Annotated in this window: 22 protein-coding genes and 1 other annotated feature; of the genes, 19 read left to right on the plus strand and 3 right to left on the minus strand. The window is 37.8% G+C overall.

Features of this window, described 5'->3' with window-relative positions; all coding sequences use genetic code 11:
- Positions 1-37 precede the first annotated feature (37 nt).
- The 8 genes from fabF to ACOZIR_RS12765 all read left to right on the plus strand — a co-directional run bounded on the left by fabF (position 38) and on the right by ACOZIR_RS12765 (position 9,140).
- Positions 38-1,279, plus strand: a complete 1,242-nt coding sequence (gene fabF / locus ACOZIR_RS12730; RefSeq protein ID WP_013055405.1) for a beta-ketoacyl-ACP synthase II — start codon at positions 38-40, stop codon at positions 1,277-1,279.
- A gap of 106 nt (positions 1,280-1,385) precedes the next feature.
- The gene (locus ACOZIR_RS12735; RefSeq protein WP_310878275.1) at positions 1,386-2,159 is read left to right on the plus strand and encodes a DUF2268 domain-containing protein; all 774 of its coding nucleotides are present in this window, start codon (positions 1,386-1,388) and stop codon (positions 2,157-2,159) included.
- A gap of 226 nt (positions 2,160-2,385) precedes the next feature.
- Positions 2,386-3,408: an ABC transporter ATP-binding protein gene (locus ACOZIR_RS12740; protein ID WP_045291915.1), complete on the plus strand. Its 1,023-nt coding sequence runs from the start codon at positions 2,386-2,388 to the stop codon at positions 3,406-3,408.
- The gene (locus ACOZIR_RS12745) at positions 3,408-4,391 is read left to right on the plus strand and encodes an ABC transporter ATP-binding protein (protein WP_045291913.1); all 984 of its coding nucleotides are present in this window, start codon (positions 3,408-3,410) and stop codon (positions 4,389-4,391) included. The genes ACOZIR_RS12740 and ACOZIR_RS12745 overlap by 1 nt, the downstream gene beginning before the upstream one ends.
- A gap of 42 nt (positions 4,392-4,433) precedes the next feature.
- A complete protein-coding gene (gene opp4A, locus ACOZIR_RS12750; RefSeq protein ID WP_310878274.1) occupies positions 4,434-6,170 on the plus strand; it encodes an oligopeptide ABC transporter substrate-binding protein in 1,737 nt (578 codons plus the stop codon).
- A 28-nt stretch (positions 6,171-6,198) separates the two neighbouring features.
- On the plus strand, positions 6,199-7,164 hold the full coding sequence (gene opp4B / locus ACOZIR_RS12755; RefSeq protein ID WP_013055410.1) for an oligopeptide ABC transporter permease: 966 nt from the start codon (positions 6,199-6,201) through the stop codon (positions 7,162-7,164).
- An 11-nt stretch (positions 7,165-7,175) separates the two neighbouring features.
- Positions 7,176-8,090 (plus strand): oligopeptide ABC transporter permease, encoded by a 915-nt coding sequence (gene opp4C / locus ACOZIR_RS12760; protein WP_045291911.1) that lies wholly within the window; start codon positions 7,176-7,178, stop codon positions 8,088-8,090.
- A 300-nt stretch (positions 8,091-8,390) separates the two neighbouring features.
- Positions 8,391-9,140: a YjbA family protein gene (locus tag ACOZIR_RS12765; protein ID WP_014461589.1), complete on the plus strand. Its 750-nt coding sequence runs from the start codon at positions 8,391-8,393 to the stop codon at positions 9,138-9,140.
- A 28-nt stretch (positions 9,141-9,168) separates the two neighbouring features.
- On the opposite strand, the gene trpS is transcribed toward ACOZIR_RS12765, so the two are convergent.
- Positions 9,169-10,158: a tryptophan--tRNA ligase gene (gene trpS, locus ACOZIR_RS12770; protein ID WP_028412367.1), complete on the minus strand. Its 990-nt coding sequence runs from the start codon at positions 10,156-10,158 to the stop codon at positions 9,169-9,171.
- Between the two features lie 76 nt (positions 10,159-10,234).
- Positions 10,235-10,439, minus strand: a binding site (T-box leader).
- 666 nt (positions 10,440-11,105) lie between these two features.
- On the opposite strand from trpS, the gene ACOZIR_RS12775 reads away from it, so the two are divergent.
- From ACOZIR_RS12775 to ACOZIR_RS12795, 5 genes are all read left to right on the plus strand, one after another.
- Complete coding sequence (locus ACOZIR_RS12775; RefSeq protein WP_045291909.1) at positions 11,106-12,752, plus strand: peptide ABC transporter substrate-binding protein; 1,647 nt, start codon at positions 11,106-11,108, stop codon at positions 12,750-12,752.
- Between the two features lie 97 nt (positions 12,753-12,849).
- Entirely contained in the window at positions 12,850-13,785 is a 936-nt protein-coding gene (locus ACOZIR_RS12780) for an ABC transporter permease (RefSeq protein ID WP_045291908.1), read from the plus strand.
- Between the two features lie 2 nt (positions 13,786-13,787).
- The gene (locus ACOZIR_RS12785; protein ID WP_014461585.1) at positions 13,788-14,714 is read left to right on the plus strand and encodes an ABC transporter permease; all 927 of its coding nucleotides are present in this window, start codon (positions 13,788-13,790) and stop codon (positions 14,712-14,714) included.
- Between the two features lie 14 nt (positions 14,715-14,728).
- Positions 14,729-15,799: an ABC transporter ATP-binding protein gene (locus ACOZIR_RS12790; protein WP_028407470.1), complete on the plus strand. Its 1,071-nt coding sequence runs from the start codon at positions 14,729-14,731 to the stop codon at positions 15,797-15,799.
- Position 15,800: 1 nt separating this feature from the next.
- Complete coding sequence (locus ACOZIR_RS12795) at positions 15,801-16,718, plus strand: ABC transporter ATP-binding protein (RefSeq protein WP_045291906.1); 918 nt, start codon at positions 15,801-15,803, stop codon at positions 16,716-16,718.
- Positions 16,719-16,999: 281 nt separating this feature from the next.
- Here the strand turns inward: ACOZIR_RS12795 and ACOZIR_RS12800 are convergent, their stop codons facing one another.
- Entirely contained in the window at positions 17,000-17,575 is a 576-nt protein-coding gene (locus ACOZIR_RS12800) for a GNAT family N-acetyltransferase (protein WP_013055419.1), read from the minus strand.
- A 445-nt stretch (positions 17,576-18,020) separates the two neighbouring features.
- Here ACOZIR_RS12800 and ACOZIR_RS12805 point away from each other — a divergent pair, with 445 nt between their 5' ends.
- The 6 genes from ACOZIR_RS12805 (at position 18,021) to madM (ending at position 24,542) form a co-directional block, all read left to right on the plus strand.
- Entirely contained in the window at positions 18,021-19,385 is a 1,365-nt protein-coding gene (locus ACOZIR_RS12805; RefSeq protein WP_045291905.1) for an amino acid permease, read from the plus strand.
- 469 nt (positions 19,386-19,854) lie between these two features.
- Entirely contained in the window at positions 19,855-21,258 is a 1,404-nt protein-coding gene (locus ACOZIR_RS12810; protein WP_045291904.1) for an amino acid permease, read from the plus strand.
- A 419-nt stretch (positions 21,259-21,677) separates the two neighbouring features.
- On the plus strand, positions 21,678-22,076 hold the full coding sequence (gene spxA / locus ACOZIR_RS12815) for a transcriptional regulator SpxA (protein WP_013055422.1): 399 nt from the start codon (positions 21,678-21,680) through the stop codon (positions 22,074-22,076).
- Positions 22,077-22,278: 202 nt separating this feature from the next.
- Complete coding sequence (locus ACOZIR_RS12820) at positions 22,279-23,175, plus strand: LysR family transcriptional regulator (protein WP_045291903.1); 897 nt, start codon at positions 22,279-22,281, stop codon at positions 23,173-23,175.
- A gap of 195 nt (positions 23,176-23,370) precedes the next feature.
- Positions 23,371-23,784 (plus strand): malonate transporter subunit MadL, encoded by a 414-nt coding sequence (gene madL / locus ACOZIR_RS12825; RefSeq protein WP_045291902.1) that lies wholly within the window; start codon positions 23,371-23,373, stop codon positions 23,782-23,784.
- The gene (gene madM, locus ACOZIR_RS12830) at positions 23,781-24,542 is read left to right on the plus strand and encodes a malonate transporter subunit MadM (protein WP_045291900.1); all 762 of its coding nucleotides are present in this window, start codon (positions 23,781-23,783) and stop codon (positions 24,540-24,542) included. Before madL ends, madM begins: the two co-directional genes overlap by 4 nt.
- Positions 24,543-24,638: 96 nt before the next feature.
- Here the strand turns inward: madM and ACOZIR_RS12835 are convergent, their stop codons facing one another.
- Positions 24,639-25,304, minus strand: coding sequence for a TerC family protein (locus tag ACOZIR_RS12835; protein ID WP_045291899.1), 666 nt, complete (start codon positions 25,302-25,304; stop codon positions 24,639-24,641).
- Between the last annotated feature and the right edge of the window lie 77 nt (positions 25,305-25,381).

The raw sequence follows: 25,381 nt of genomic DNA on the forward strand, positions 1-25,381 counted from the left end.
CTACATTTTTAAAGCAACTGAAGGAGATGAATGTACGATGAATAAAAAACGTGTAGTTGTAACAGGACTTGGTGGGCTTACACCAATTGGAAATGACGTAGAAACAGCTTGGAAAAACGCAGTAGCAGGCGTGTCTGGCGTTGGTCCTTTAACAAGACTAGATGCAGATGAATTTCCGGCTAAAGTAGCGGCTGAAGTAAAAGATTTTAACGTGGAAGATTTTATTGACCGCAAAGAGGCTCGTAAGATGGATCGCTTTACTCAATATGCGATGGTAGCTGCATTGGCGGCTGTTAAAGATGCGGATTTGACTATTACAGAAGAAATTGCTCCAAACGTCGGCGTTTGGATTGGTTCTGGAATTGGCGGTATGGAGACGTTTGAAAATCAATATTCAACGTTATTAGAAAAAGGTGCCCGCCGTGTAAGTCCATTCTTCATTCCAATGATGATTCCTGATATGGCAACAGGGCAAGTTTCTATTGCTTTAGGGGCGAAAGGCGTGAACTCTTGTACGGTAACGGCATGTGCAACAGGTACAAACTCTATTGGTGATGCGTTTAAAGTAATTCAACGCGGAGATGCAGACGTGATGGTGACGGGCGGTACGGAAGCGCCAATCACGCGTTTATCTATTGCTGGTTTCTGTGCGAATAAAGCACTTTCTACAAATCCAGATCCTGCAACAGCATCTCGTCCGTTTGATAAAGACCGCGACGGCTTCGTTATGGGAGAAGGTGCGGGTGTTATTGTGCTTGAAGAGCTTGAACATGCACTAGCACGCGGCGCACGTATTTATGCTGAAATTGTGGGCTATGGTTCGACAGGAGATGCTCATCATATCACAGCGCCAGCTCCAGGAGGAGAAGGCGGCGTTCGTGCAATGCGTCATGCGATTGAAGATGCAGGCCTACAGCCAAGTGATATTGATTACATCAATGCTCACGGTACAAGTACAGGATACAATGATAAATTTGAAACAATGGCGATTAAAGAAGTATTTGGTGACCACGCTCAAAAAGTAGCAATTAGTTCAACAAAGTCAATGACTGGCCACTTGCTAGGAGCTGCTGGTGGAGTAGAAGCTATTTTTAGTGTAAAAGCAATTCAAGACGGTATTCTTCCTCCAACAATTAACTATCAAACACCTGATGAAGAGTGCGATTTAGACTACATTCCAAACAAAGCGCGTAAGCAAGAAGTAAAAGCAGTGCTAAGCAACTCACTTGGATTTGGCGGTCACAATGCAACAATCATCTTTAAAAAATACGAAGCATAATGAAAAATTCTAGGCTGATGCCTAGAATTTTTTTTATTTTTGATAACCAAAAGAGTAGCTGTGAACATATCATGAAACAAAAGGATGAAGAAAGAGAGGGGAAAACATGCCGATTGTTTCAACTTCTACTTGGACGGAGCCGAAAGAAATAAGCCGTCATCTTGCGCGCTATTTTAAGAAATTAAAAGAAAAAGAATGTATGGAATTACTTTTTAACTATGGAATGTGTCCGCCTTCTTTAATGTTTATAAAAGAATTAGAAGAAATGAAGAAAAGACAGGTTTGGAAGAAAGTAAAAGCACATTACGAAAAGCTTAAAAAAGCATGGAATGGGCCGGATGTAGCGGTGCTAGTGCTTCCAAGCAATCCTAGAAATCGAAAAATGCAGCGTGAATTTAACGGAAGAGCAGGTGTCGCTTTTACCGATAAATTATTTGTGTTTATGACAAGTCATACATCCGATGAAGAAATGTTAGCGGTGCTTACCCATGAATACCATCACGTTTGCAGGCTAAAAGCCATTAATAAGTCTGATGAAACCATTACTTTGTTAGACGCTATGATGATGGAAGGGTTAGCAGAAAGAGCTGTAGAGGAGTATTGTGGTAAAAAATATTTAGCTCCTTGGACAAATTATTATACCATTGAAGAAGCTAAAAAAATGTGGGAAAAGCATGTTAAACCTTATTATAATCTTCGCGCTGACGAAAAAAAATATGATCAACTGTTATTCGGCCAAAATTGGTATCCAGAAATGATGGGCTACAATATTGGTTATCATCTTGTTACTTCATGTATGAAGCCTCACGTTTTAACCACTACCCAGCTGCTTCCTCTTAGTACCAATACTATCTTAAAAAAATCTGCGTTCCAACTGTAAAAAAACAAGTGCTATATACCTAAAACAAAAAATAGTAAATTTTATCCTGTTTTAAACAAAAAATTAGGAGGTTTATGCGTTAAAGTGCTGAAGAGATATTCAGAAATAATTATTTTAAAAATAAAAAATATAATTAATTTTCAAAATATATTGATTTTGTAATGAAATTGTAATAATATCTTATTCAAATATAACAATTTTTAGAAAAATGAGGTGTGCACTATAAATGGATAAAAAGCCTGTCGGATCAACACCTTTACTAGAAGTGAAAAATTTACAAACTGCTTTTTCCATTAATGATTCCTGGCATAATGCTGTAGACGACGTGTCGTTTCAAGTCGGACGAAAGCGAATTGTAGGAGTTGTAGGAGAATCTGGCTGTGGAAAAAGCGTATTGTCTTTATCCGTTATTGGGCTATTACCTAAAGTAAATAGTCAAATTAGAAGCGGGAGCGTTGTATTTAACGGAAAGAATCTTACGCACTTATCAGAAGATGAGATGAATGATGTTCGTGGGAAAGACATCTCAATGATTTTCCAAGAACCGATGACATCCCTCAATCCTGTTTTAACCATTGGGTATCAGCTGCAGGAAGTATTGTTTAACCATATGAATATATCGAAAGCGGAAGCGCGCGAAAAAAGCATTGCGCTTTTAAGAAGCGTTGGTATTTCGAGATCCGAAAAGCTCATCGATGAATATCCGCATCAGCTGTCGGGAGGAATGAGGCAGCGTGTCATGATTGCCATGGCGGTAGCTTGTCAGCCTAAACTTTTAATTGCGGATGAGCCGACAACGGCCCTGGATGTTACGGTTCAAGCTCAAATTTTAGAATTGCTAAAAGAAATTCAAGAAAGTAATGATATGTCTATTATTATGATTACTCATGATTTAGGAGTAGTTGCTGAGATGTGTGATGAAGTGATTGTCATGTATGGCGGGAAAATTGTTGAGCATACAGATGTTGATACGTTATTTTATGCCCCAAAACATCCGTACACGAAAGCGCTTCTTCACTCAATTCCACGCATGGAAGATGATGTAGAAGTATTAAATACGATCAAAGGAATTGTGCCTTCTCTTGTAAACATGCCGCGGACAGGCTGTCGTTTCGTTAACCGATGTCCTCATGCAATGGAAGACTGCAGTTCCGTTACGCCTGTTCTTCGCCAGGATTCACAGGGGCATGACGTCGCATGTCTGCTGTATGAAAATAGCTATCCGTCAAAAGGAGTGAAGACAAGCTAATGACTAAAGCGGTGAAAGATGTATTGCTAGAAGTTCAGCATTTAAAAACCTACTATCCTATTCACGGGGGATTTTTTCGAAAGAAAATTGGTGATGTAAAAGCAGTTGACGGTATTTCTTTTGCGATTCGAAAAGGAGAAACGCTCGGTCTGGTAGGAGAATCTGGCTGTGGGAAATCCACGGCAGGAAGAACGATTCTAAGACTGTTGGAACCAACTAGCGGAAAAATTATTTTCGATGGTAAAGATATCACAGAAGTAAAAGGAACTTTTCTCCGTAAAATTAGACAAGATTTCCAAATGGTTTTTCAAGATCCCTATGCTTCCCTCAATCCAATGCAAATGGTTGGAGATGTTATTTCTGAACCAATTCGGAATTTTACAGGAAAATCAACCAATCAATTAAAATCAGAAGTTATGAATCTACTTACAAAAGTAGGGTTACCGGAAGATGCATACTATAAATATCCTCACGAATTTTCCGGTGGACAGCGTCAGCGGATTGGAATTGCACGTGCACTTGCACTTCGTCCAAAGCTTATTATTGCTGATGAACCGGTATCGGCACTCGACGTTTCTGTCCAATCACAAGTTTTAAACCTTCTTAAAGAACTTCAACAAGAATTCGACCTAACCTTTTTATTTATTGCCCATGATTTGAGTGTTGTTAAACATATGAGTGACCGTATCGGTGTTATGTACCTAGGCGGTTTAGTGGAAATTGCTGATAAGAAAAGTCTATACGCAGAGCCATTGCACCCTTATACGCAAGCGCTTGTATCGGCTATACCTGAACCAGATCCACGAAAGAAAAAACAGCGTATTATTTTACAGGGAGATGTGCCAAGTCCAATTGATCCGCCAAAAGGCTGTGCATTTCATCCTCGCTGTATACATGCAATGGCAGAGTGCAGCCAAACGAAACCTGCCTTAAAGGAGGTGAGACCTGGCCATCAAGTAGCTTGCCATTTATATAACTCGTAAAGCTACATACGAACAGATTATTAGTTAAATAGGGGGAACGTCATGATGAAAAGGAAATCATTTTTATCACTTTTTTCCATTTTGCTTGTGCTATCGCTTTTTCTAGCGGCGTGCAGCGGTGGAAGCACTTCTTCATCTTCTAGTAAAGAAGGAGGAGAAACAAAAACTGAAGGTGCAAAAACAGACAAGCCAAAAGACGGCGGAACGATTACGTATGGGATTGACGGAGCGCCAGAAGGGCTTTTTGAGTACGCATTGTATGGTAGTGCATATGATAGCCAAATCTTAGAATTTATCAATGAAGGTCTCTTTACTTATGATAAGAAATTAAAAATTAAATCTGACTTAGCTACTTGGGACGTGAGTGGTGATAAACTAACTTACACGTTTAAATTAAAAAAGGGCATTAAGTGGCATAACGGAGATCCATTAACTGCAGATGATTTTAAATATACGTATGAAACGATTGCCGATAAAGACTATACAGGTCCGCGCTATGTAAACGTTGAGCATATTAAAGGCGCTCAAGAATATCACGACGGCAAAGCGGATTCTATTTCTGGAGTTGAAGTAGTAGATCCGCAAACATTTAAAGTAACGTTTAAAGAAGTTCGTGTAAATAACTTAGATAATCTATGGCCGTATCCAATGCCGAAAAAGTACTATGAAGGAATTGCTGTAAAAGATCTTGCAGAGTCCAAACAAGTTCGTAAAGAGCCAATTGGTGTTGGGCCGTTTAAAGTGAAAAAAGTGGTAGCAAGTGAATATGTCCAAATGAAGCGTAATGATGATTATTGGAAAGGTAAGCCTCATCTTGATGGTGTTGTTGTAAAAGTACTGGATCCATCTGTTTCCGCCGGAGCATTGAAAAAAGGCGATGTCGACATTATGGATGTTCGTCCAGCTGATTTAGGGCAAGTTGAAAAAGCAGAAAACTTAGACTTTTTGGAAGGGAAATCAACTAGTTATTCGTATATTGGGCTACGATTTGGCCATCGTGATCAAAAGGCTGGTAAAAATGTAGATGATTACGAAAAGTTCAAAGACCTAAAACTTCGTCAAGCATTGCTTTATGCAATAGATAGAAAAGCAATGGTAAAAGCATTTATGAACGACAAAGCGGTTGTTTCTAATACAGTTATTCCGTCTGTATTCTGGATTGCTGCTGACCAAAAAGATTTAACAAAGTACAAGTACAGTCCAGAAAAAGCTAAAAAGTTATTAGCTGAAGCCGGTTATAAAGATAAGAATAATGATGGTTTTGTAGAAGATCCAAACGGAAAACCATTTACGATTTCATTCGGTCACTATGCTGGTCCAGCCAACTTCGAGGGTCGTGCGAAGGCTATTATGCAAGCATGGAATGATATTGGTATTAAAACAAAATTAGCAACGGGTTCACTTGTTGAATTTAACTTGTACAATGAAATGAAAGATAACGACGATAAGGCCTTAGAAGCGTTCTTTGGTTCTTGGGACACTGGTTCAGATCCAGACCCTACAGGATTATGGAGCTCTAATGCTGAATGGAACTATGGACGTTGGGTAAATAAGGAATCTGACGAAATGCTTAAAGACGGTTTGAGTGAAAAATCATTTGATGATAAATACCGTAAAGATGTATATGTAAAATGGCAAAAATTCTTTAATGAGCAGCTGCCAGCACTTCCTTTATGGGAAAATATCAATATTTATGCTGTGAATAAGCGTGTGAAAAACGTAACTCTAGATCCATCAACGGTAGTTGTAGATCCGGAGAAATGGTCTGTAACAGAATAAATATTTTACATGTAAAGGAGAGTCAACGATGCTGCAATACTCACTAAGACGTATTTTAGGGATGATTCCAATGTTGATTCTGATCTCCTTTGTTGTGTTTTCCCTGGCAAAAATGATGCCAGGGGACCCTTTTGGGGGAGAAATCAACCCTAGTAATACAGATCCAAAATACATTGAGGAAATGCGCGATAAGCTAGGATATAACGATCCTATCTACGTTCAATATTGGAACTGGGTAAAGGGAGTGGCACAAGGAGATTTAGGAAAGTCAACAACTCATAAGTTACCGACATTAGATATTATTTTAGAGCGTATGCCTAATACGATCTTTTTAGCTTTGACTTCGCTTTTAATTACGTATGTGTTTGCATTTATTTTAGGTATGTATGCAGGAAGAAAACCGTATACCTTAGCAGATAACTTTATTGCAGGATATAATTACTTTGCATTAGCGGTTCCATCGTTTATCGCAGGGATTGTAGGCATTTATTTATTTTCCTTTCAGTTAGGCTGGTTTCCATTTAGCGGTTCTGTTGAAGTAGGATTGAAAGAGGGATCATGGGAATTTATTCAAAGTAGAATTCATCACGTTATATTACCCGCGCTGATTCTTGGCTTGATGTCGACCGCGCAATATACCCAATTTTTGCGTAATGATATTATTGAAAACAGTCGCAAAGATTTTGTGCGCACAGCTAGAGCAAAAGGGACAAAAGAATCTAAAATTTATAATGTTCATATCTTACGCAACTCAATGATTCCGCTTATTACGTTTTTAGGGTTTGATCTTGTAACAATCATTAGCGGTTCTATCATTACAGAGACAATCTTTACGTATCCAGGAATTGGAAAGTTGTTTGTTGACTCTGTAGCAACTCGTGACTACTCAGTTATGATGTCGCTTACAATGTTGTTTTCAATTTTAACCCTGGTTGGGAATCTGGTTGCTGATTTGTTATACGGCGTAGCAGATCCGCGTATTCGTTTGGATTAGGAGGAGAAAGTATGGAAATTGTAACGAAAAAAGATGTACAGCCAGAAGTGAATATGAAAGCTCCTAAAAACCTTTCTCCATGGGCGATTGCGCGAAAGAAGTTTGTTAAAAATAAACTAGCTATGATAAGTTTGGCTTTCATGATTGTGATTACGCTTCTTGCCATTTTTGCACCGCTGCTTACAAAAGCAGATATTACACGTATCGACTATATGGCGATGAATGCAGCGCCTTCTAGTGAGCATTGGTTTGGAACAGATACAAATGGGCGAGACGTATTTGCACGTACATTGTATGGAGGAAGAACTTCGTTACTGATTGGAGTTGCTTGTACAACACTCGTTATTTTAATCGGAACTCTTATCGGTTCGGTTGCGGGTTATTACGGAGGCAAAGTGGACCAATTCTTAATGCGTTTTACAGACTTTGTATTAAACTTTCCCCTAATTGTTTTCGTTGTAGTGTTAAATACAATTCTAATTGGAAAGATTTCAGGCGTTTGGACGCTCATTCTAGTTGTTAGTTTCTTAAGCTGGGGAAGTACGGCCCGGCTGGTGCGAAGCAAAGTCTTGGCTGAAAAAGAAAATGAATATGTGCTTTCAGCTGTTTCCATTGGGTGCAGCCCGTTTAAAATTATCTTTAAACATTTGCTGCCAAATGTGTTTTCAACGATTGTGGTTCAAGCCAGTTTGCAGATGGCTATCCTTATTGTGTTTGAGTCAGCGATTAGCTTTATCGGTTTTGGCGTGCCGGCTGATACGCCAAGCTGGGGGAATATGCTGACAGAAGCAAGGGAATCAGATGTGCTGCAGAATAAGCCTTGGATGTGGGTTCCGCCAGGCTTAGCTATTACATTTACAATCCTAGCTATCAACTTCATTGGTGAAGGATTAAAAGATGCTTTGAATCCAAAATCTCTTCGTTAAAAATCTATCACAAAAGTGTGATAGATTTTTTTAGGTTTGTCAGACCTCCTGACAAACCTATTACTATAGAAGAAACTCGGATTTTTTTCTGCTTATAGCGGTGGATATAGCTCATGAAGCCTTTAGCAATCATCAGCACTCTCGGTATGTCCTAGCTTTGAAATAATGGCATTTGAATAATAAACAAGAACGAAGGCTTTTCATAATTAATTTTTAGAAAAATAACATCATTTGGAATAAAAATTCCTTTCTCTGCCTATACTGATGGATAACAAACAGATAGTAAGTGAGGGGTAAATTATGCTATATCTTCATGATGTATGGGTTAATTGGTTTGAAGGCGAAGAAAACGGTTATAATGTGTGTCATTTCCATGAGTGGAGAAAAGATGATTGTGTAGAACTGCTCGATCAAGCACCGTTATTAAAAGTAAATCCGCTTTTATTTCATTACATTGAAAATGATCTTTCCGAGCTACCTCAACAACTACTACAAGATGTCTATCAGAAAGCATACATTCGGAAAAATCATGAACGCACGCAGGTTGAATATTGTTTTATTGTTACAGACGGAACGAATATTTTAGCAATTGATACGATGGGATATCATATTCCGATTCGAAAAAGCCGCTTAATTCCAAGACAAGAACAGTTGGTCTATGAAATGATTGCGGATCAAGAAGAGCTAGAATATAAGTTCAGTGAAGACGAGCTAAATAAAAAAGAGCATCATATTCTTTCGCCGTCTCCTGAAACGATGAGAGGATTAACACGTAAAGAACGTCAGCTAAAACAGCTGTTATTTATGGCACTTGATCAGCTACATACAACAAAAAATACAGCTCAAATCCGCTACTGGTACACAGAGTGGAATCCAACGAAATACGAAGACATTCAAGAGATGCCGTTTCAAGATGTATGGAATCAGCTATACGATGAAACGAAGTCAGGGTGGTCACCGAAACATAAATTATTATGCGAGCGCTTAGTAAAAGGACAACCTTTCTTTGAAAAACTTTGGGAAATTGAACAAGAGCCAAAAGTTAATTAAAAAAACGACTGCATAGCAGTCGTTTTTTTTAACGTTTACGGCCAATTCCCATTGCGTTTCGCATTTTGCGAAGCATTTTATTCGCCGTTGCATTTGCTTTATCAGCACCTTGATCTAAAATATCATCTAGCTCGCTAGAATCAACTAATTCATAATATCTTTCTTGAATTGGAGCGAGTGCTTCAGCTACTACTTTAGCTGTGTCAGCTTTAAAGTCACCATAACCTTTGCCTTCATACATTGCTTCAATGTCTTCGATCGATTTATTGGCTAGGATTGAATAAATACTTAATAAGTTTGAAATACCTGGCTTATTTTCTTTATCGTAGCGAACAATACCTTCTGAATCCGTTACGGCACTTTTGATTTTCTTTTCAATTGTTTTAGCGTCATCCAAGAGCGTAATAAAAGCTTTTTGGTTTGGATCAGACTTGCTCATTTTTTTCGTAGGATCTTGAAGGGACATGACGCGTGCGCCTACTTTTGGAATACGTACTTCAGGAATAGTGAATATATCATTGTATTTTTTGTTAAAGCGCTCAGCTAAGTCACGCGTTAATTCTAAATGCTGCTTTTGATCTTCACCAACAGGAACCAAATCGGTGTTGTATAAAAGAATATCAGCGGCCATTAGTGGAGGATAAGTTAATAATCCTGCTGATACTGCTTCTTTTCCAGCGGACTTATCTTTAAACTGAGTCATACGCTCAAGTTCACCGATATACGCTACGCACTGTAACATCCATCCTGCTTCCGTGTGGGCAGGCACTTCTGATTGAATAAATAAAGTTGATTTTGCTGGATCAATTCCTACTGCTACATACAGAGCAGCAAGGCTGCGAATGTTTTTACGAAGTGCTAAACGGTCTTGAGGCGCTGTAATTGCATGCTGATCTACAATACAAAAATGACAGTTATAGTCATGTTGAAGTTCCACAAATTGCTTCATCGCTCCAATGTAGTTACCTAAAGTGATTGTACCGCTTGGTTGAATACCTGAAAAAATTGTTTTCATCAAATCTTCCTTTCATCTGCACATATATGATGCTAGTTTACGGATACAACATAAAAAGGCCCATCCGCTCCTAGCATAAGCTAGGGGCGAATGGACCGCGTTGCCACCCTAATTAGCACACATTATTGTGAACTATCTTTATTCATGTAACGTTGAGGTCAACGTTCAAGCTTTGCACTTGAAAGCTCCAAAGTCCATTCTGCAGGTTTCAATGTTTGTTCTCACCAGCCACAAACTCTCTAAAAATGAAAATTCTGCATACTACTCTTTTTCACAGCTTTAATTATATAGTTATTCGTTATTATAACGCGAAAAAGCAGGAATTTAAACATCTTATCGCTAAAAAGTTTTATAAGACAATTTACTGGAATTTTTCAGCGACAAAAAAAGACAAGAACCTTTTAATTAAAGCATTTCTTAATGAAAATTTGGCAGAGGATTTGGTAAAAATCTTTTATTTAGTATTTCTAATGGCTTTGTAATACCATTATAATACCTATACTACAAAAAAGATTTTAGACGTCTGACAAGTAGGCACAATCCTTATAAGATAAGGTTTTTTCCCTCATGATAAAAAAATACCATTAAATAATAGTATTGCAATAAATTTTTAAAATATTTATAATAGGCGTAACAAACATATTTTTTACAAAGGTATTACAATTTCTTAATTTTTCAGAAAAAACAAAATAGCCAATGTTTTGTTTCAATTAGCGAATTTTGTAATGAATGAGTCTTCTACATATTAAGCGCATACATTGGATTTACAGCATGTAAACAATTGATGACAGTTTCATAGGGTAGAAGAATAATTTTGCAGTGAGTTCTTTAACACTCTACTATATGAAAAAATAACTGATTATTTTGTATTGAAAGAGGATTAAGAAATTAGTGAATATCAAAAAAATATGGTTGCTACACAAACAAAATTTAATAGGGGGTAACACGCAATGAAGAAAAGATTGTCGATTCTTTTCAGTTTGCTGCTTGTCATGAGCTTGTTTTTAGCTGCATGTGGATTTAACAAAGAATCTGGTGGCAGTGAAAATGCTAGCAGTGATGGCGGCGATAAGAAAAAAGAGCAAGAGCTTCGCGTAAATATTAAAACTGAGCCTTTTTCACTGAATCCAGGCTTAGCTAATGATTCAACATCATCAAACGTATTACTACAAACATTTGAAGGTTTAACTCGCATCGGTAAAGATGGAAAACCTGAAAATGCAATGGCGAAAGATGTGAAGATCAGCGATGATCAAACTAAATATACGTTTACGATTCGTGACGATGCAAAATGGTCAAACGGTGACCCTGTAACAGCAAAAGATTTCGAATATGCATGGAAGTGGGCGTTAGATCCTAAAAACGAATCACAATATGCATATCAATTATACTATGTTAAAAATGCACAAGCTGCTAATGAAGGGAAAGGTTCATTAGATGATGTTGCCGTTAAAGCAACAGATGATAAAACGCTTGAAGTAACATTAGAAAACCCAACGCCATATTTCTTAGAATTAACAGCTTTCTATACGTACTTCCCAGTGAATACAAAAATTGCTGAATCAAATGAAAAATGGTACACAAATGCAGGTGACAACTATACGTCAAACGGTCCTTTCAAATTAAAAACTTGGAAACACAATGACAAAATCGAGTTAGTTCCTAATGAAAACTATTGGGATAAAGATGCTGTAAAACTTAAAAAAGTTGAAATGTACATGATCAATGATAACAACACTGAACTTTCAATGTTCAAAAACGGTGAATTGGACTGGGCGGGTATGCCTACTGGTCAATTACCAGCTGATGCACTTCCTGAATTAAAGAAAGACGGTTCATTAAACATTCAAGAGATTGCAGGTACTTACTGGTACAAGTTTAATACAGAACAAAAACCTTTAGACAATGTGAACATTCGTAAAGCATTAGCTTATGCAATTGATCGTAAAGGTATTACGGAACAAATTACAAAAGACGGTTCAGTTCCAGCGATGGCAGCTGTACCACCAACAATGTTTGAAGATAACAAAAAAGGCTACTTCAAAGACAATGATGTGAAAAAAGCAAAAGAATATTTAGAAAAAGGCTTGAAAGAAATGGGCCTTAAAGATGCTTCAGAACTACCAGCAATTAAGGTTTCATACAACACGGATGAAAAACATGCAAAGATTGCACAAGCTGTTCAAGATATGTGGAAGAAAAACCTTGGTATTAAAGTACAGTTAGACAACTCTGAGTGGGCTGTTTACATTGAAAAATTACACCAAGGAGATTATCAAGTTGGGCGTATGGGCTGGTTAGGAGACTTTAACGATCCAATCAACTTCCTAGAGTTATTCCGTGACAAAAAAGGCGGAAACAATGATACAAACTGGGAAAATCCAGAATATAAAAAGTTATTAATTGACTCTCAAAAAGAAACTGATCCTAAGAAACGTCAGGCAATGTTGAAAAAAGCAGAAGGTATCTTCATGGATGAAATGCCAGTGGCACCAATCTATTTCTACACAAATGCTTGGGTACAAGACAAGCAGCTGAAAGATGTTGTGATGTCTGGCCTTGGAGACATTCAGATTAAGTGGGCTCATTTTGAGTAAGTAACATCAATTATGACAAAGGGTATATGGGGCCTGGTGCTCCATATACTTTTCTTTCTTGTGCGCGGATTTTGTAAAAATATGGAGGTGTGTCAGGGTGTTCAAATATATAGGAAAACGACTTATTTATATGTTTCTATCATTATGGCTGATCGTAACAGCGACTTTTTTCTTAATGCGTGCTGTTCCAGGAGGTCCATTCACATCAGAAAAGCAGCTTCCCCCTGAAATTCAAAAAAATCTAAATCAGTATTACGGTTTAGACCAGCCTTGGTACCATCAATACTTTGATTATTTAACATCAATTTTAAAATGGGATTTTGGTCCATCTTTCAAATATAAAGGCCAAACGGTAAACGATTTGATCAACGGTGGATTCCCTGTTTCATTCATGCTAGGGATGGAAGCTATTTTAATAGCGATTGCTATTGGTGTACTACTAGGTGTTATTGCTGCTTTAAAACACAATAAGTGGCAAGATTACACGGCGATGGTTATTGCGGTTCTAGGAATTTCAGTACCGAGTTTTATCATGGCAGCGGTATTACAATACGTTCTGGCTATGAAACTGCAAATTTTTCCGGTTGCACGCTGGGAATCATGGGCACACACAGTGTTACCGGCTCTCGCGCTTGCTTCAACTCCTATGGCGTTCATCGCACGATTAACTCGTTCAAGTATGCTTGAAGTGCTAAGCAACGACTATATTCGTACGGCAAAAGCAAAAGGTTTAAGCAGAGGCGTTATTACAGTTAAGCACGCGATGCGAAATGCGATGCTTCCAGTCGTATCCTATATGGGACCTTTAGTAGCAGGGATTTTAACGGGTAGCTTTGTTATTGAAAAAATATTTGGTATCCCGGGATTAGGTTCACATTTTGTACTCAGTATCTCAAACCGAGATTATACAACAATTATGGGCGTAACGGTGTTCTACAGTATTTTACTACTTGTGTGTATTTTGCTTGTAGATATTGCATACGGCTTTATTGACCCTCGAATTAAACTTACAGGTGCTAAGAAAGGAGAGTAACTATGCAGCAACTTCCGAAAATTCCTAAAGAAATGTTTGAAACAGCAGGGATTGACCATGCTCAAGCAGAAAAGATTGAAAAACCGAGTCTTTCGTTCTGGCAAGATGTTTTTATTCGTTTTCGCAAAAATAAGCTTGCTATGTTTGGTGTAGTACTAATGGTTCTCCTTGTTTTTATGGCTATATTTGGTCCATTGATGGTGAAATATGATTATGCAACGAATGATTTATTGAATGCTAATCAGGCACCATCTTCTGAGCACTGGTTCGGCACAGATGAATTAGGGCGCGATGTGTTTGCCCGTACGTGGGAAGGCGCTCGTATTTCATTATTTATCGGGTTAGCAGCAGCTTTAATTGATTTATTCATCGGCGTAGTTTGGGGAAGCATCTCTGGATACCGTGGCGGCCGTACGGATGAAACAATGATGCGTGTTGCGGATATCTTATATGGTGTTCCTTACCTTTTACTTGTTATTATTTTGATGGTTATGCTTGGCCAAGGGTTAGGCACGATGATTTTGGCAATGACCATTACTGGCTGGATTAACATGGCCCGTATTGTACGTGGACAAGTATTGCAGTTGAAAAACCAAGAGTACGTAATGGCTTCACAAACTTTAGGAGCAACAACAAAGCGTATTTTATTTAAACATCTTATTCCTAATGCAACAGGTCCAATTTTAGTAACAATGACACTAACGATTCCTTCAGCAATCTTTACAGAAGCATTTTTAAGCTACTTGGGACTAGGCGTTCCGGCACCGCTTGCAAGCTGGGGAACAATGGCTTCAGAAGGCTTACCTGCTTTGGAATACTATCCTTGGCGCTTATTTTTCCCAGGTTTGTTTATCTGTTTAACAATCTTAGCGTTCAACGTAATTGGTGATGGATTACGAGATGCGTTAGATCCAAAACTACGTAAGTAAGGAAGTGAACTCATATGTCACGTTTATTAGAAGTAAAAAATTTAGCTGTATCATTTAAAACATATGGCGGAGAAGTTCAAGCTGTTCGCGGCGTTAACTTCCACTTAAATAAAGGTGAAACGCTAGCAATTGTTGGTGAGTCAGGATCTGGTAAAAGTGTAACTTCACAAACGATCATGCGCCTTATTCCGATGCCTCCTGGCCGAATTAAAAGCGGTGAAATGCTGTTTGACGGCATTGATTTAGCAAAGAAAACGGATAAAGAAATGGAAGCTATTCGCGGCAAAGATATCGGTATGATCTTCCAAGATCCAATGACTTCTTTAAATCCGACGATGAAAGTTGGAGCTCAAATTGGTGAAGTCGTAATCAAGCATTCTAAAGTATCTAAAGCGGAAGCGAAAAAACGTGCAGTCGAGCTACTAACGCTTGTAGGCATTCCTTTTCCAGAACAGCGTGTGAATCAATATCCGCATGAATTCAGCGGCGGGATGAGACAGCGTGTTGTCATTGCGATGGCTCTTGCTTCTAATCCGAAATTACTGATCGCTGATGAACCAACAACCGCGCTTGATGTAACCATTCAAGCTCAAATTTTAGAGTTGATGAAAGACATTCAGAAAAAAACGGATACATCTATTATCTTTATTACCCATGATCTTGGTGTAGTAGCAAATGTAGCAGATCGAGTAGCCGTTATGTACGCTGGTCAAATTGTTGAAACGGGCACAGTGGATGAAGTATTTTATGATCCCAAACATCCGTACACGTGGGGACTGCTAGCTTCTATGCCAAGCTTAGATAACGAGGCAGAAGAAGAGCTGGCTGCTATTCCTGGAACGCCGCCAGATTTAACGAATCCTCCAAAGGGAGATGCATTTGCAGCGCGAAATCCATACGCAATGAAAATTGATTTTGAGCAAGAACCTCCAATGTTCAAAATATCTGATACGCACTATGCAAAAACATGGCTGTTACATCCCGATGCACCAAAAGTAGAGCCGCCTGCTTCAGTTCAGCGTCGCATGCGTAAAGTTGATAATGTATACAGTACACCTGTACTCGTAGCGAAGGATGGTGAATAACATGACAGATAAATTATTAGAGATTAAAGGCTTAAAGCAGCATTTTTTCACAAGTAAAGGAACAATTAAAGCAGTTGATGGTCTGACGTTTGACATCTTCCGGGGAGAGACGTTAGGTCTTGTAGGTGAATCCGGTTGCGGAAAGTCAACGACAGGCAGAACGATTATTCGTTTATATGATGCTACTAGCGGTGAGGTGCTATTTAATGGCGAAAATGTACATGGTCGCAAATCTCGCTCAGAGCTTAAAAAATTCAATCGTAAAATGCAAATGATTTTCCAAGATCCATATGCGTCACTTAACCCTCGTATGACCGTAGCAGATATCATAGCAGAAGGCATTGACATTCACGGTTTAGCTAAGACGAAAAAAGAGCGTATGGCAAAGGTTCACGAGCTTCTTGAAACCGTGGGACTTAACAAAGAACATGCAAACCGCTATCCACATGAGTTTAGTGGCGGCCAGCGTCAGCGTATCGGTATCGCAAGAGCACTGGCAGTAGAACCTGATTTTATCATCGCAGATGAACCAATCTCAGCTTTGGACGTATCTATACAAGCTCAAGTTGTTAACTTAATGAAGAAGTTACAGCGTGAACGTGGACTAACATATTTATTTATCGCCCATGATTTGTCAATGGTAAAATACATTAGTGACCGCATCGGCGTTATGTACAGAGGTAAGATTGTAGAGCTTGCACCAAGTGATGAGCTTTATCGAAACCCTGTTCATCCATATACAAAAGCGTTGCTTTCCGCTATTCCGCTTCCCGATCCTGACAGTGAAAAAACGCGTCAGCGCAAAATTTATGATCCAGGTATCCATGACTATAACGGTGAAGAACCAGAGCTTAGAGAAGTATCTCCAGGTCACTACGTGTCTTGTTCTCAAGCAGAGTTTGCCGCATATACAACATAACAAAAACGATCTCACAACGAGGTCGTTTTTTATTTAGTTATCAAAGAACGCTAAACTTTAAATTGAGAAAAACATGTAAGAACAAGTAACATTAGCGCTTTACAGGTATTATACAATACAGGATTAGAAAATACTATTGAAAATTTTCAGAATTTTATATTTAAGACAAAATATCTATATGTAAATCTTATAACTAAAGGAATATAAGTGTTTAATAATGTTTTGGTTTGAATAATAATTCAAAAATATAAAAAGGAGGTAGACGCATGTCTACCTTCTTTTTATAAATCTGCTAAGATATCGCCGTCTTTACGATTTTTATCAATTTTTAACACTTGATCTGCCGGCTGATAAGACGCACCATATATTTCTTTGTCTTTGTACGTATGAATTAGCTCGTACGTTTTTTTCATTTTATTTAAGATGCTTTCCTCTGTTTCAGAGGTAGGAGACCAGTATAGGATTTCCATCTGGTTAATTTCATTTGTAGCTAATGAGCGGCGGTTATAGCCGATTGTTTGAGCATGCTTAAAGTCTGCACGTTTATAAAAATGCAGTCGTTTGGCTGAGTCTGAATCTTTATAGTCTACAGGCTCTACTTCTAAGATAATTGGTTTGTTATGCTGTTTTAACTCATCAATTAATTTACCGCCAAGCCCTTGACCTCTAGCGTCTTTTGAAACAAAGAGGTAATCAATAAAGATAAATTGGTCTGTTTCCACGTACATTAATACGTGATGAGGTCCTTCATTTTTATGATAAATATCGCTGCGTTCTTGTAAAAGCGTTTCGATATGCTTCTTTGATTTCATTTCTTCAATGGGAAAATATTGACTTAGTTTTTCATACCAATTCATAGCACCCTCCTACTGATCTTTTCATGGTGATGTTCATAATAGTGTTTAAACAGTTACCTTATCTTTACCCCTTTTAGGGAAAAGTAAGCATCTATAATTGAAAATATAGAAGAATAATCGATTGATTATTCTTAATAGTAAGAAAATTATGGTGAAATAAGAACATATAATGTAAAAAATGGTTTTTATTATGTTTTGATCGTAAGTTTATTTGTGAAAATCACAAAAAACTATCGCATTTTTTGTGATTTTTGATAAAATGAACAAAGTGAAGTTTTTTTAATATTGTATTTTATAGATGTGATAGCGGTAAAGGTGCAGGTGTGGAACTTGCAATATCAGATTTTTAGTACATACACTGCCTAGAATTATTTGACTGAAAAATAAATTAATACTATACAAGTAGCCGCTATTAAATGAAACGGACATGTTAGGAGAGAGAATTATGCAAGAGAACACGCAAGAAAAAGAATTAAGCCGTGGACTTGAGGAAAGACATATTAGTTTAATGTCTTTAGGTGCAGCTATCGGAGTTGGACTGTTTTTAGGTTCTGCATCTGCTATTCGGTTAGCAGGTCCTGGTATTCTTATCATGTATGGAATCAGTGGTCTTATTATGTTTTTTATTATGAGAGCGCTAGGTGAAATGGCAGTACAAAATCCAGTAGCCGGTTCTTTTAGTAAGTATGCTAACGATTATTTAGGGCCACTCGCTGGTTATTTAACAGGCTGGAACTACTGGTTTATGTGGATTATTACATGTATGGCTGAAATTACAGCTGTTGGAGTATATATGGAGTTTTGGTTCCCGGGTGTGCCCCAGTGGATATGGGCACTTGCAGCACTTGTTATCATGACAGGCGTTAACTTTTTAGCTGTAAAAGCATATGGTGAACTAGAGTTTTGGTTTTCTCTTATTAAAGTAGTAACGATTATCCTTATGATTGTGCTTGGACTAGGCATGATTATCTTTGGAATTGGAAATGGCGGTATTGCAACAGGAATCAGTAATTTATGGAATCACGGGGGCTTCTTCCCGAATGGCATGAAAGGCGTTCTTTTATCACTTCAAATGGTTATGTTTGCTTACCTTGGTATTGAAATGATTGGGGTAACAGCAGGAGAGGTGAAAAATCCGGAAAAGACATTAACAAAAGCCATTGATAATGTTCTGTGGAGAATTTTGATTTTTTACATCGGAGCTTTGTTTGTTATTATGTCTATTTATCCTTGGCCAGAGATCGGAACACAAGGAAGCCCATTTGTTTTAACATTTGATAAAGCTGGAATTCCCGCTGCAGCAGGGATTATAAACTTTGTAGTGTTAACAGCGGCTTTATCTTCTTGTAACAGTGGAATTTTTAGTACAGGCCGTATGTTATTTAATTTAGCTCAGCACGGGGAAGCACCAAAACGCTATGCCAACTTAACAAAAGGCGGCGTGCCTGGTGCAGCAGTTATTGCTTCAGCTGTTGTACTGCTACTCGGAGTTGGCTTAAACTATGTTGTTCCTGATAAGGTGTTTACGTGGGTTACAAGTATTGCTACTATTGGAGCGATTTGGACATGGGGCATTATTTTACTTTCTCAAATTCGCTTCCGCAGAGGATTAAGCGATCAGCAAGTAAGTGATTTAAAATATAAGCTTCCGTTTTTCCCGTATACGTCGTATCTCGCTCTTGCTTTCTTAGCGGGAGTAGTAGTGGTGATGGGGTTTTCCTCAGATACAAGAATAGCCCTTATTGTAGGTCCGATATGGTTTGTTTTATTGGTTGTTGTCTACTATTCAAAAGGTTTTCATAAAAGATAAAAAATGAGGTCCGGATAAAAGTAGTTTCGTTGAAGGGAAATCCGAACGAGTTGAATTCTTGATTAAGAATCCAACTCGTTCGGATTTTTTTATTGGTAGGGTGAACGTAGATTTCATGTATGTAGCCGCGTCTAGCGGTTGATTGGAGAGCAAGGCGAAAACTCCTGCAGGAAGCAAAGTCTTGCACGAAAATCAACAGCGGTGGAACAAGTGATCCATACTAGCTCATTTACCCAATTTGTTTGTCTTTAGGTTGAAGTGATTTAGTTATGTTTAAGTCTCATTTTTTTCCAAAAGAAAATGAAAGATTTATTATTTCTCTTTTCGCTTTAGTGTGCTAATATATTATATTGTTAAACAAATGAAGAAATAAATGAAGAAACAAATAATTTCTATGTTTTAATAGATTAGCATCGAGCTTTCTATGTCAAAAGTTTAAGCTTTTAGAAAGCAAAAGGAGAAACGGCAAATGAAAGATAAAAAATGGGGTCTTTGGTTTTTAACAGCCTTTGTAGTTGGTAATATGGTAGGCGGAGGAGTATTTATGCTTCCTTCTAATTTAGCAAACGTATCAAGTCCAATTGGTTCAACACTTGCTTGGGTTGCAACAGGTCTTGGCGTATTCATGATTGCTCTTGTGTTCGGGAACTTAGTCATGAGAAAGCCTGAATTAAAAGGAGGGCCTCAAAGTTATGCAGCGAATCTTTTTTCATCGCCTAAAGCAGGTAAAGTAGCTGGGTATAGCATGGCTTGGGGTTATTGGGCAGCAAACTGGGCTGCAACAGCATCTGTCATCATATCGTTTGCAGGGTACTTAACAACGTTCTTTCCAGTAATGGAGAGTAAAGATATTTTATTTTCAGTCGGAGATTTTCAATTAGAAGCTGGAAAATTTATTACGTTTTTAGTATGTTCTGTTGTACTATGGGGGATTCAAGCTATTTTGCAGAGAGATATCAATAGCGCCGGTAATATTAACTTTATCACAACGGCAGCTAAAATTATTGGATTCGGTTTATTTATTGTTGTGGCGCTATCGCTATTTAGCGCATCCAACCTGGTCAGTACAGAATTTGTTAATTCAAAGGGTATAAATGTAGGATTAGGAAGTCAGGTCAATGGAGCAGCCATTGCTACGCTGTGGGCGTTTATCGGAATTGAATCAGCTGTACTGTTATCTAATCGTGCAAAATCACAAAAAGTAGTAAAGAAAGCAACGCTGCTTGGATTATTAATCTCAATGGTTATCTATGTGGGAATTACGCTTCTCGCTATGGGGATTCTTTCGACAGCTCAGCTTCAGCAGTCTCAAAAGCCTTTGGTAGATACGTTAGAAATGGTTATTGGACATAAAGGTGCTTATGTAATGGCCATTTTAGCACTTATATCTTTATTAGGTTCTACTGTTGGATGGATTGTTGTGAGTGCAGAAGTTCCTTATCAAGCAGCAAAATCAGGGTTGTTTCCACAGTGGTTTGCTAAAACGAATCAGAACAATAGTCCAGCCCGCTCACTAACATTAACAAATGGCTTAACACAGTTGTTTTTGTTTGCGACTATTTCAGGCACAGTTTCGCAAGCCTATAATTTCGCTATCGTTGTAGCTACTCTCGCTTATTTAGTTCCTTATTTTGTGACGACAGTTTATCAATTAAAGCTTATTGTGACAGGTGAGACGTACGATATTATTAAAGGATCGCGAGTAAAAGACGGAATTATTGCTTCGTTAGCACTTATTTATTCGCTATGGGTGATTAAGACAGGGACAGCTGATTTAAAAACATTTTTCCTAGGTATTGGCTTATTTGTCATCGGGCTTTTACTGTATCCTATCTTAATGAGACGAGGAAAAAGCGCATCAGCTATTAAATAAATAAGAGATTATCTCAAAAGCTTTGCAGAAAAGTCATTTCTTCTGCAAGGCTTTTTTAGTGACTGAAAAGTTCGAGGAATTTGTGAAAGAAAAAAATAATAAAAAAAATGAAACTAATCTACAGGTTTATTCGTAATAGTAGTGTGGTAAATAAATAATGAAGAAAATCGGTAATGAAAATAATGACAGTGAAGGAACGAACTAATGTACTAGTTCACTTTAAAAAGTATATCATTCCGATGAAGTTTATAGTATAATGCAAATAGATATTATTTTTTAAAAGTAATTATAAAGTAGTATCGATTTTCATTATCAGTCATTAAATATTTACACTCGTTGAAGTTTGTATAAAACAACATGATTTACAGTTCATGTTTTGAATGTTATGACCGATTATGATAGAAGGAGTGAAGGAGTAAATGGTTACATTATATACATCACCAAGTTGTACATCTTGTCGTAAAGCGAAAGCTTGGTTAGAGGAAAATGATATTGGATATACAGAGCGTAATATCTTTTCAGAGCCGTTATCAATCGATGAGATTAAAGAAATTTTACGTATGACAGAAGATGGAACAGATGAAATCATTTCAACACGTTCGAAAACTTTCCAAAAACTAGACGTTCAGGTAGACGCTATGCCTTTACAAGATTTGTATGAATTAATTCAGCAAAATCCTGGCTTATTGCGCCGTCCGATTATCATTGATGAAAAACGTCTACAAGTTGGTTATAATGAAGACGAGATCCGTCGTTTCTTACCACGTAAAGTGCGTACTTTCCAACTTCGCGAAGCTCAAAGACTTGTGAATGGTTAATTTTTATATTTGTCTGTTTAAGATTTAAATAAGAAACCAACCAAGTAACGTTTGCTTGAAGTTGGTATATAAAGAAATAAGCAGCAGGGAGCCAAATGGCCTCTGCTGCTTATTTTTTGTCGAAATAGCAGGGAAAATGAAGTATATATGTAATTAATAAAGAAAGAGAGTAATTAAACATATAAAAGTGGTGGTGAACGGATTGGAGCTTTTACAGCTAAAATATTTCCAAGTAGTTGCTAGACTAGAACATATCAGCAAAGCGGCTGAAGAGCTATACGTATCTCAGCCTGCGCTCAGCAAAACGATTTCACAGTTGGAAAAAGAGCTAGGCATTCGTTTGTTTGATCGAAACGGTAAATACATTAAATTAAATCGGTATGGTAAAGCGTTCTGTGCCAAAGTAGAACGTGCTTTAAAAACATTAGAAGACGCAAAACACGAGCTAAAGGATATGTCGAGCGATCCATGTGAAGAAATTCGTCTTGTTGTATTAGCTAGTTCACATTTACTTCCAGAGCTATTAAGCAGGTTTCGTGAGCAATATCCTCAGGTGCGTTTTCGGCTGATGCAGCATTTGACTAATAGCTATTCACAGCCTGATTTTGATTTATGTATTTCAGCTTTTCCATTAACAACCCGTCAGATCCAACATACTCCTTTGCTTCGTGAATCGATTTTGCTTGCAGTCCCTCATGATCACCATTTAGCCAAGCAATCACGTGTAAAGTTAAATGAACTTAAAAATGAGAAATTCATTGTGCTAAAGAAAGGGAAAGAATTAAGAAAAATAACGGATGTGATTTGTAAGGAACAGAATTTTGTACCTCAAATTACGTTTGAAAGCGATGATCCAGCAACAGTGAGAGGTTTGATTAGAGCGAAGCAAGGAATCGGTTTTATTCCTGAAGTGACGTGGGGAGGTTCTACAGGAAAAGATGTAAAACTGTTGAAAATTGAAGAGGAAACATTTGAACGTACTATCTTTTTAGCTTGGAACAATGGAGGCTACGTGACGGATTTACAACAAACCTTCCGGCAGTTTGTGATTGATTACTTTAAACATTTACCTTCCGGTATGCCTCATGAATACATATAAGGATCATGACTAAATGTCATGATTTTTATTTCTTTTTCGAATAAATCTAAAATAAACGGTAGAGAAAAACTGCATTATGTCGTTTTTGATATAAGTATATAACTAAAAATGCATAGGTTATTCAACTTTTTTCCTTTACACTATTTTTAAACTATAAAGTAAACGCTTTCAATAATGGGTTGGGGAGGAAGTAATATGATAATCTTCGGTGTAGCGCTGCTGTCTATTTGCATGTTGATAGGAGTAATTGTAGGGGACGCATTAGGAGGGCTGATGGGAGTAGAAGCCAACGTTGGAGGAGTAGGGGTGTCCATGCTTCTTCTTGTACTAGCGGTGGATTATTTAAAGAAGAAAAATAAGCTTCAAGTAAAATCCGAAGAAGGCATTGCTTTTTGGGGAGGTATTTATATTCCTATCGTGGTAGCAATGTCTGCACAGCAAAATGTTGTAGCTGCTCTTGATGGTGGAGGCATGGCAATTCTTGCAGGGGTGCTAGTAGTCGTAGTAGGCTTTTTATCCATACCATTTATCAGCAGAATAGGAGAGAAAGCGAAGGTGAAGGAACAAGAAATAGAGCTTTCTATTTTACCTAAGGAGCAGATAAAATGATGAATATGATCAAAGAAGGATTAGAAAATAACGGGCTGATTACGGCATTTGCTATTATTGGGATTGTCATGTATATTGCTTATTTTTTATCAGATAAATTAACAAAAGGAAGAGTTCACGGATCTGCTATTGCTATTATGTTTGGATTAATTCTTGCTTATATCGGTGGAGTGAACACAGGAGGAGAGAAAGGAATTTCTGATATACAGTTATTTTCAGGAATTGGTTTAATGGGCGGGGGGATGCTGCGAGATTTTGCCATTATTGCTACTGCGTTCGGCGCCAATTTTAGCGAAGTAAAAAAAACGGGAATCAGCGGGATTACGGCCTTGTTTTTTGGGGTTTTCTATTCCTTTGTAATAGGTGTAATTATTGCTCTTTGTTTTGGATATAGAGATCCCGTTGCTTTGACCACAATCGGAGGAGGAGCCGTGACCTATATTGTGGGGCCGGTTTCTGGAACTGCGATTGGAGCCTCCTCCGATGTTATCGCGTTAAGTATAGCTGTAGGATTAATTAAATCCATTTCAGTTATGATTTTGACACCGATATTTGCTAAGAAAATCAAATTAAACAACCCTCGCACAGCAATGATCTATGGAGGAATTATGGGGACGACGAGCGGTGTCGCGGCTGGTTTAGCCGCGACAGATGTAAAACTTGTACCTTACGGAGCCATGACAGCTACATTTTATACAGGTCTTGGTTGTTTACTCGTACCATCTATTCTTTTTTTACTCACAGAGATTATTTTTTAAGTGTACAAAGTGTTTTATGAATAAAAGACTGCTGTGCTCATTAAACTAAAGAAAAGGCCATACTAAATAAAAATGTTTAGTATGGCCTTTTCTTTATCATTTAGTTGAACGAAAGCTATTAACAGCCATGCCGCTTATCAGCACAACAGCAATTGTTATAAACGGAATAAATGTTCCTAGAGATGTATGGCCTGCAAAGAATGAATGTAAACTCTTCTCATGTCCAATCATATTTCCAGCAGTATAAGCTAAAATAGCTGCTCCACCATAAACGAGCAGAGGAAACCGTTCCATCAAATACAAAATGAGCTTGCTTCCCCAAACAATAATGGGGACGGATACGAGTAATCCGGTGACAACCAAGATAATATTTCCATGAGCTGCGCCTGCTACAGCTATTACATTATCTAGTCCCATTACAATATCAGCAAATACAATCGTTCTTACAGCGGCGCCTAATGTCACACCTGCACGGATTGAAGATGCATCATCACCTTCTGATACAAGAAGCTTAAAGGCAATGATCACTAATAAAAAACCGCCGATGAGCTGCAAGTAAGGAATAGTTAGTAAATAAACAGCTAAAATAGTAAGTACAATGCGAACTATCACAGCTAAGCCAGTCCCTAAAAAAATAGCTTTATTTCGCTGATATTCAGGTAAGTTGCGGCTTGCTAAGGCAATAACAATAGCGTTGTCTCCACCTAATACAATATCGATACCGATAATAAGAAGAATGGAGGTTATTAATTCTAAATCCAATAGTCTTCCCTCCCAATATGTAAGGATAAGTAGCTCATATTGCTTTATCTGTGTTCATTTTTAACAAAAAGCGTTCA

It is taken from the genome of Priestia sp. D3YE.R1 (assembly GCF_049199565.1).
In the GTDB taxonomy this organism is placed as follows: Bacteria; Bacillota; Bacilli; order Bacillales; family Bacillaceae_H; genus Priestia; species Priestia aryabhattai.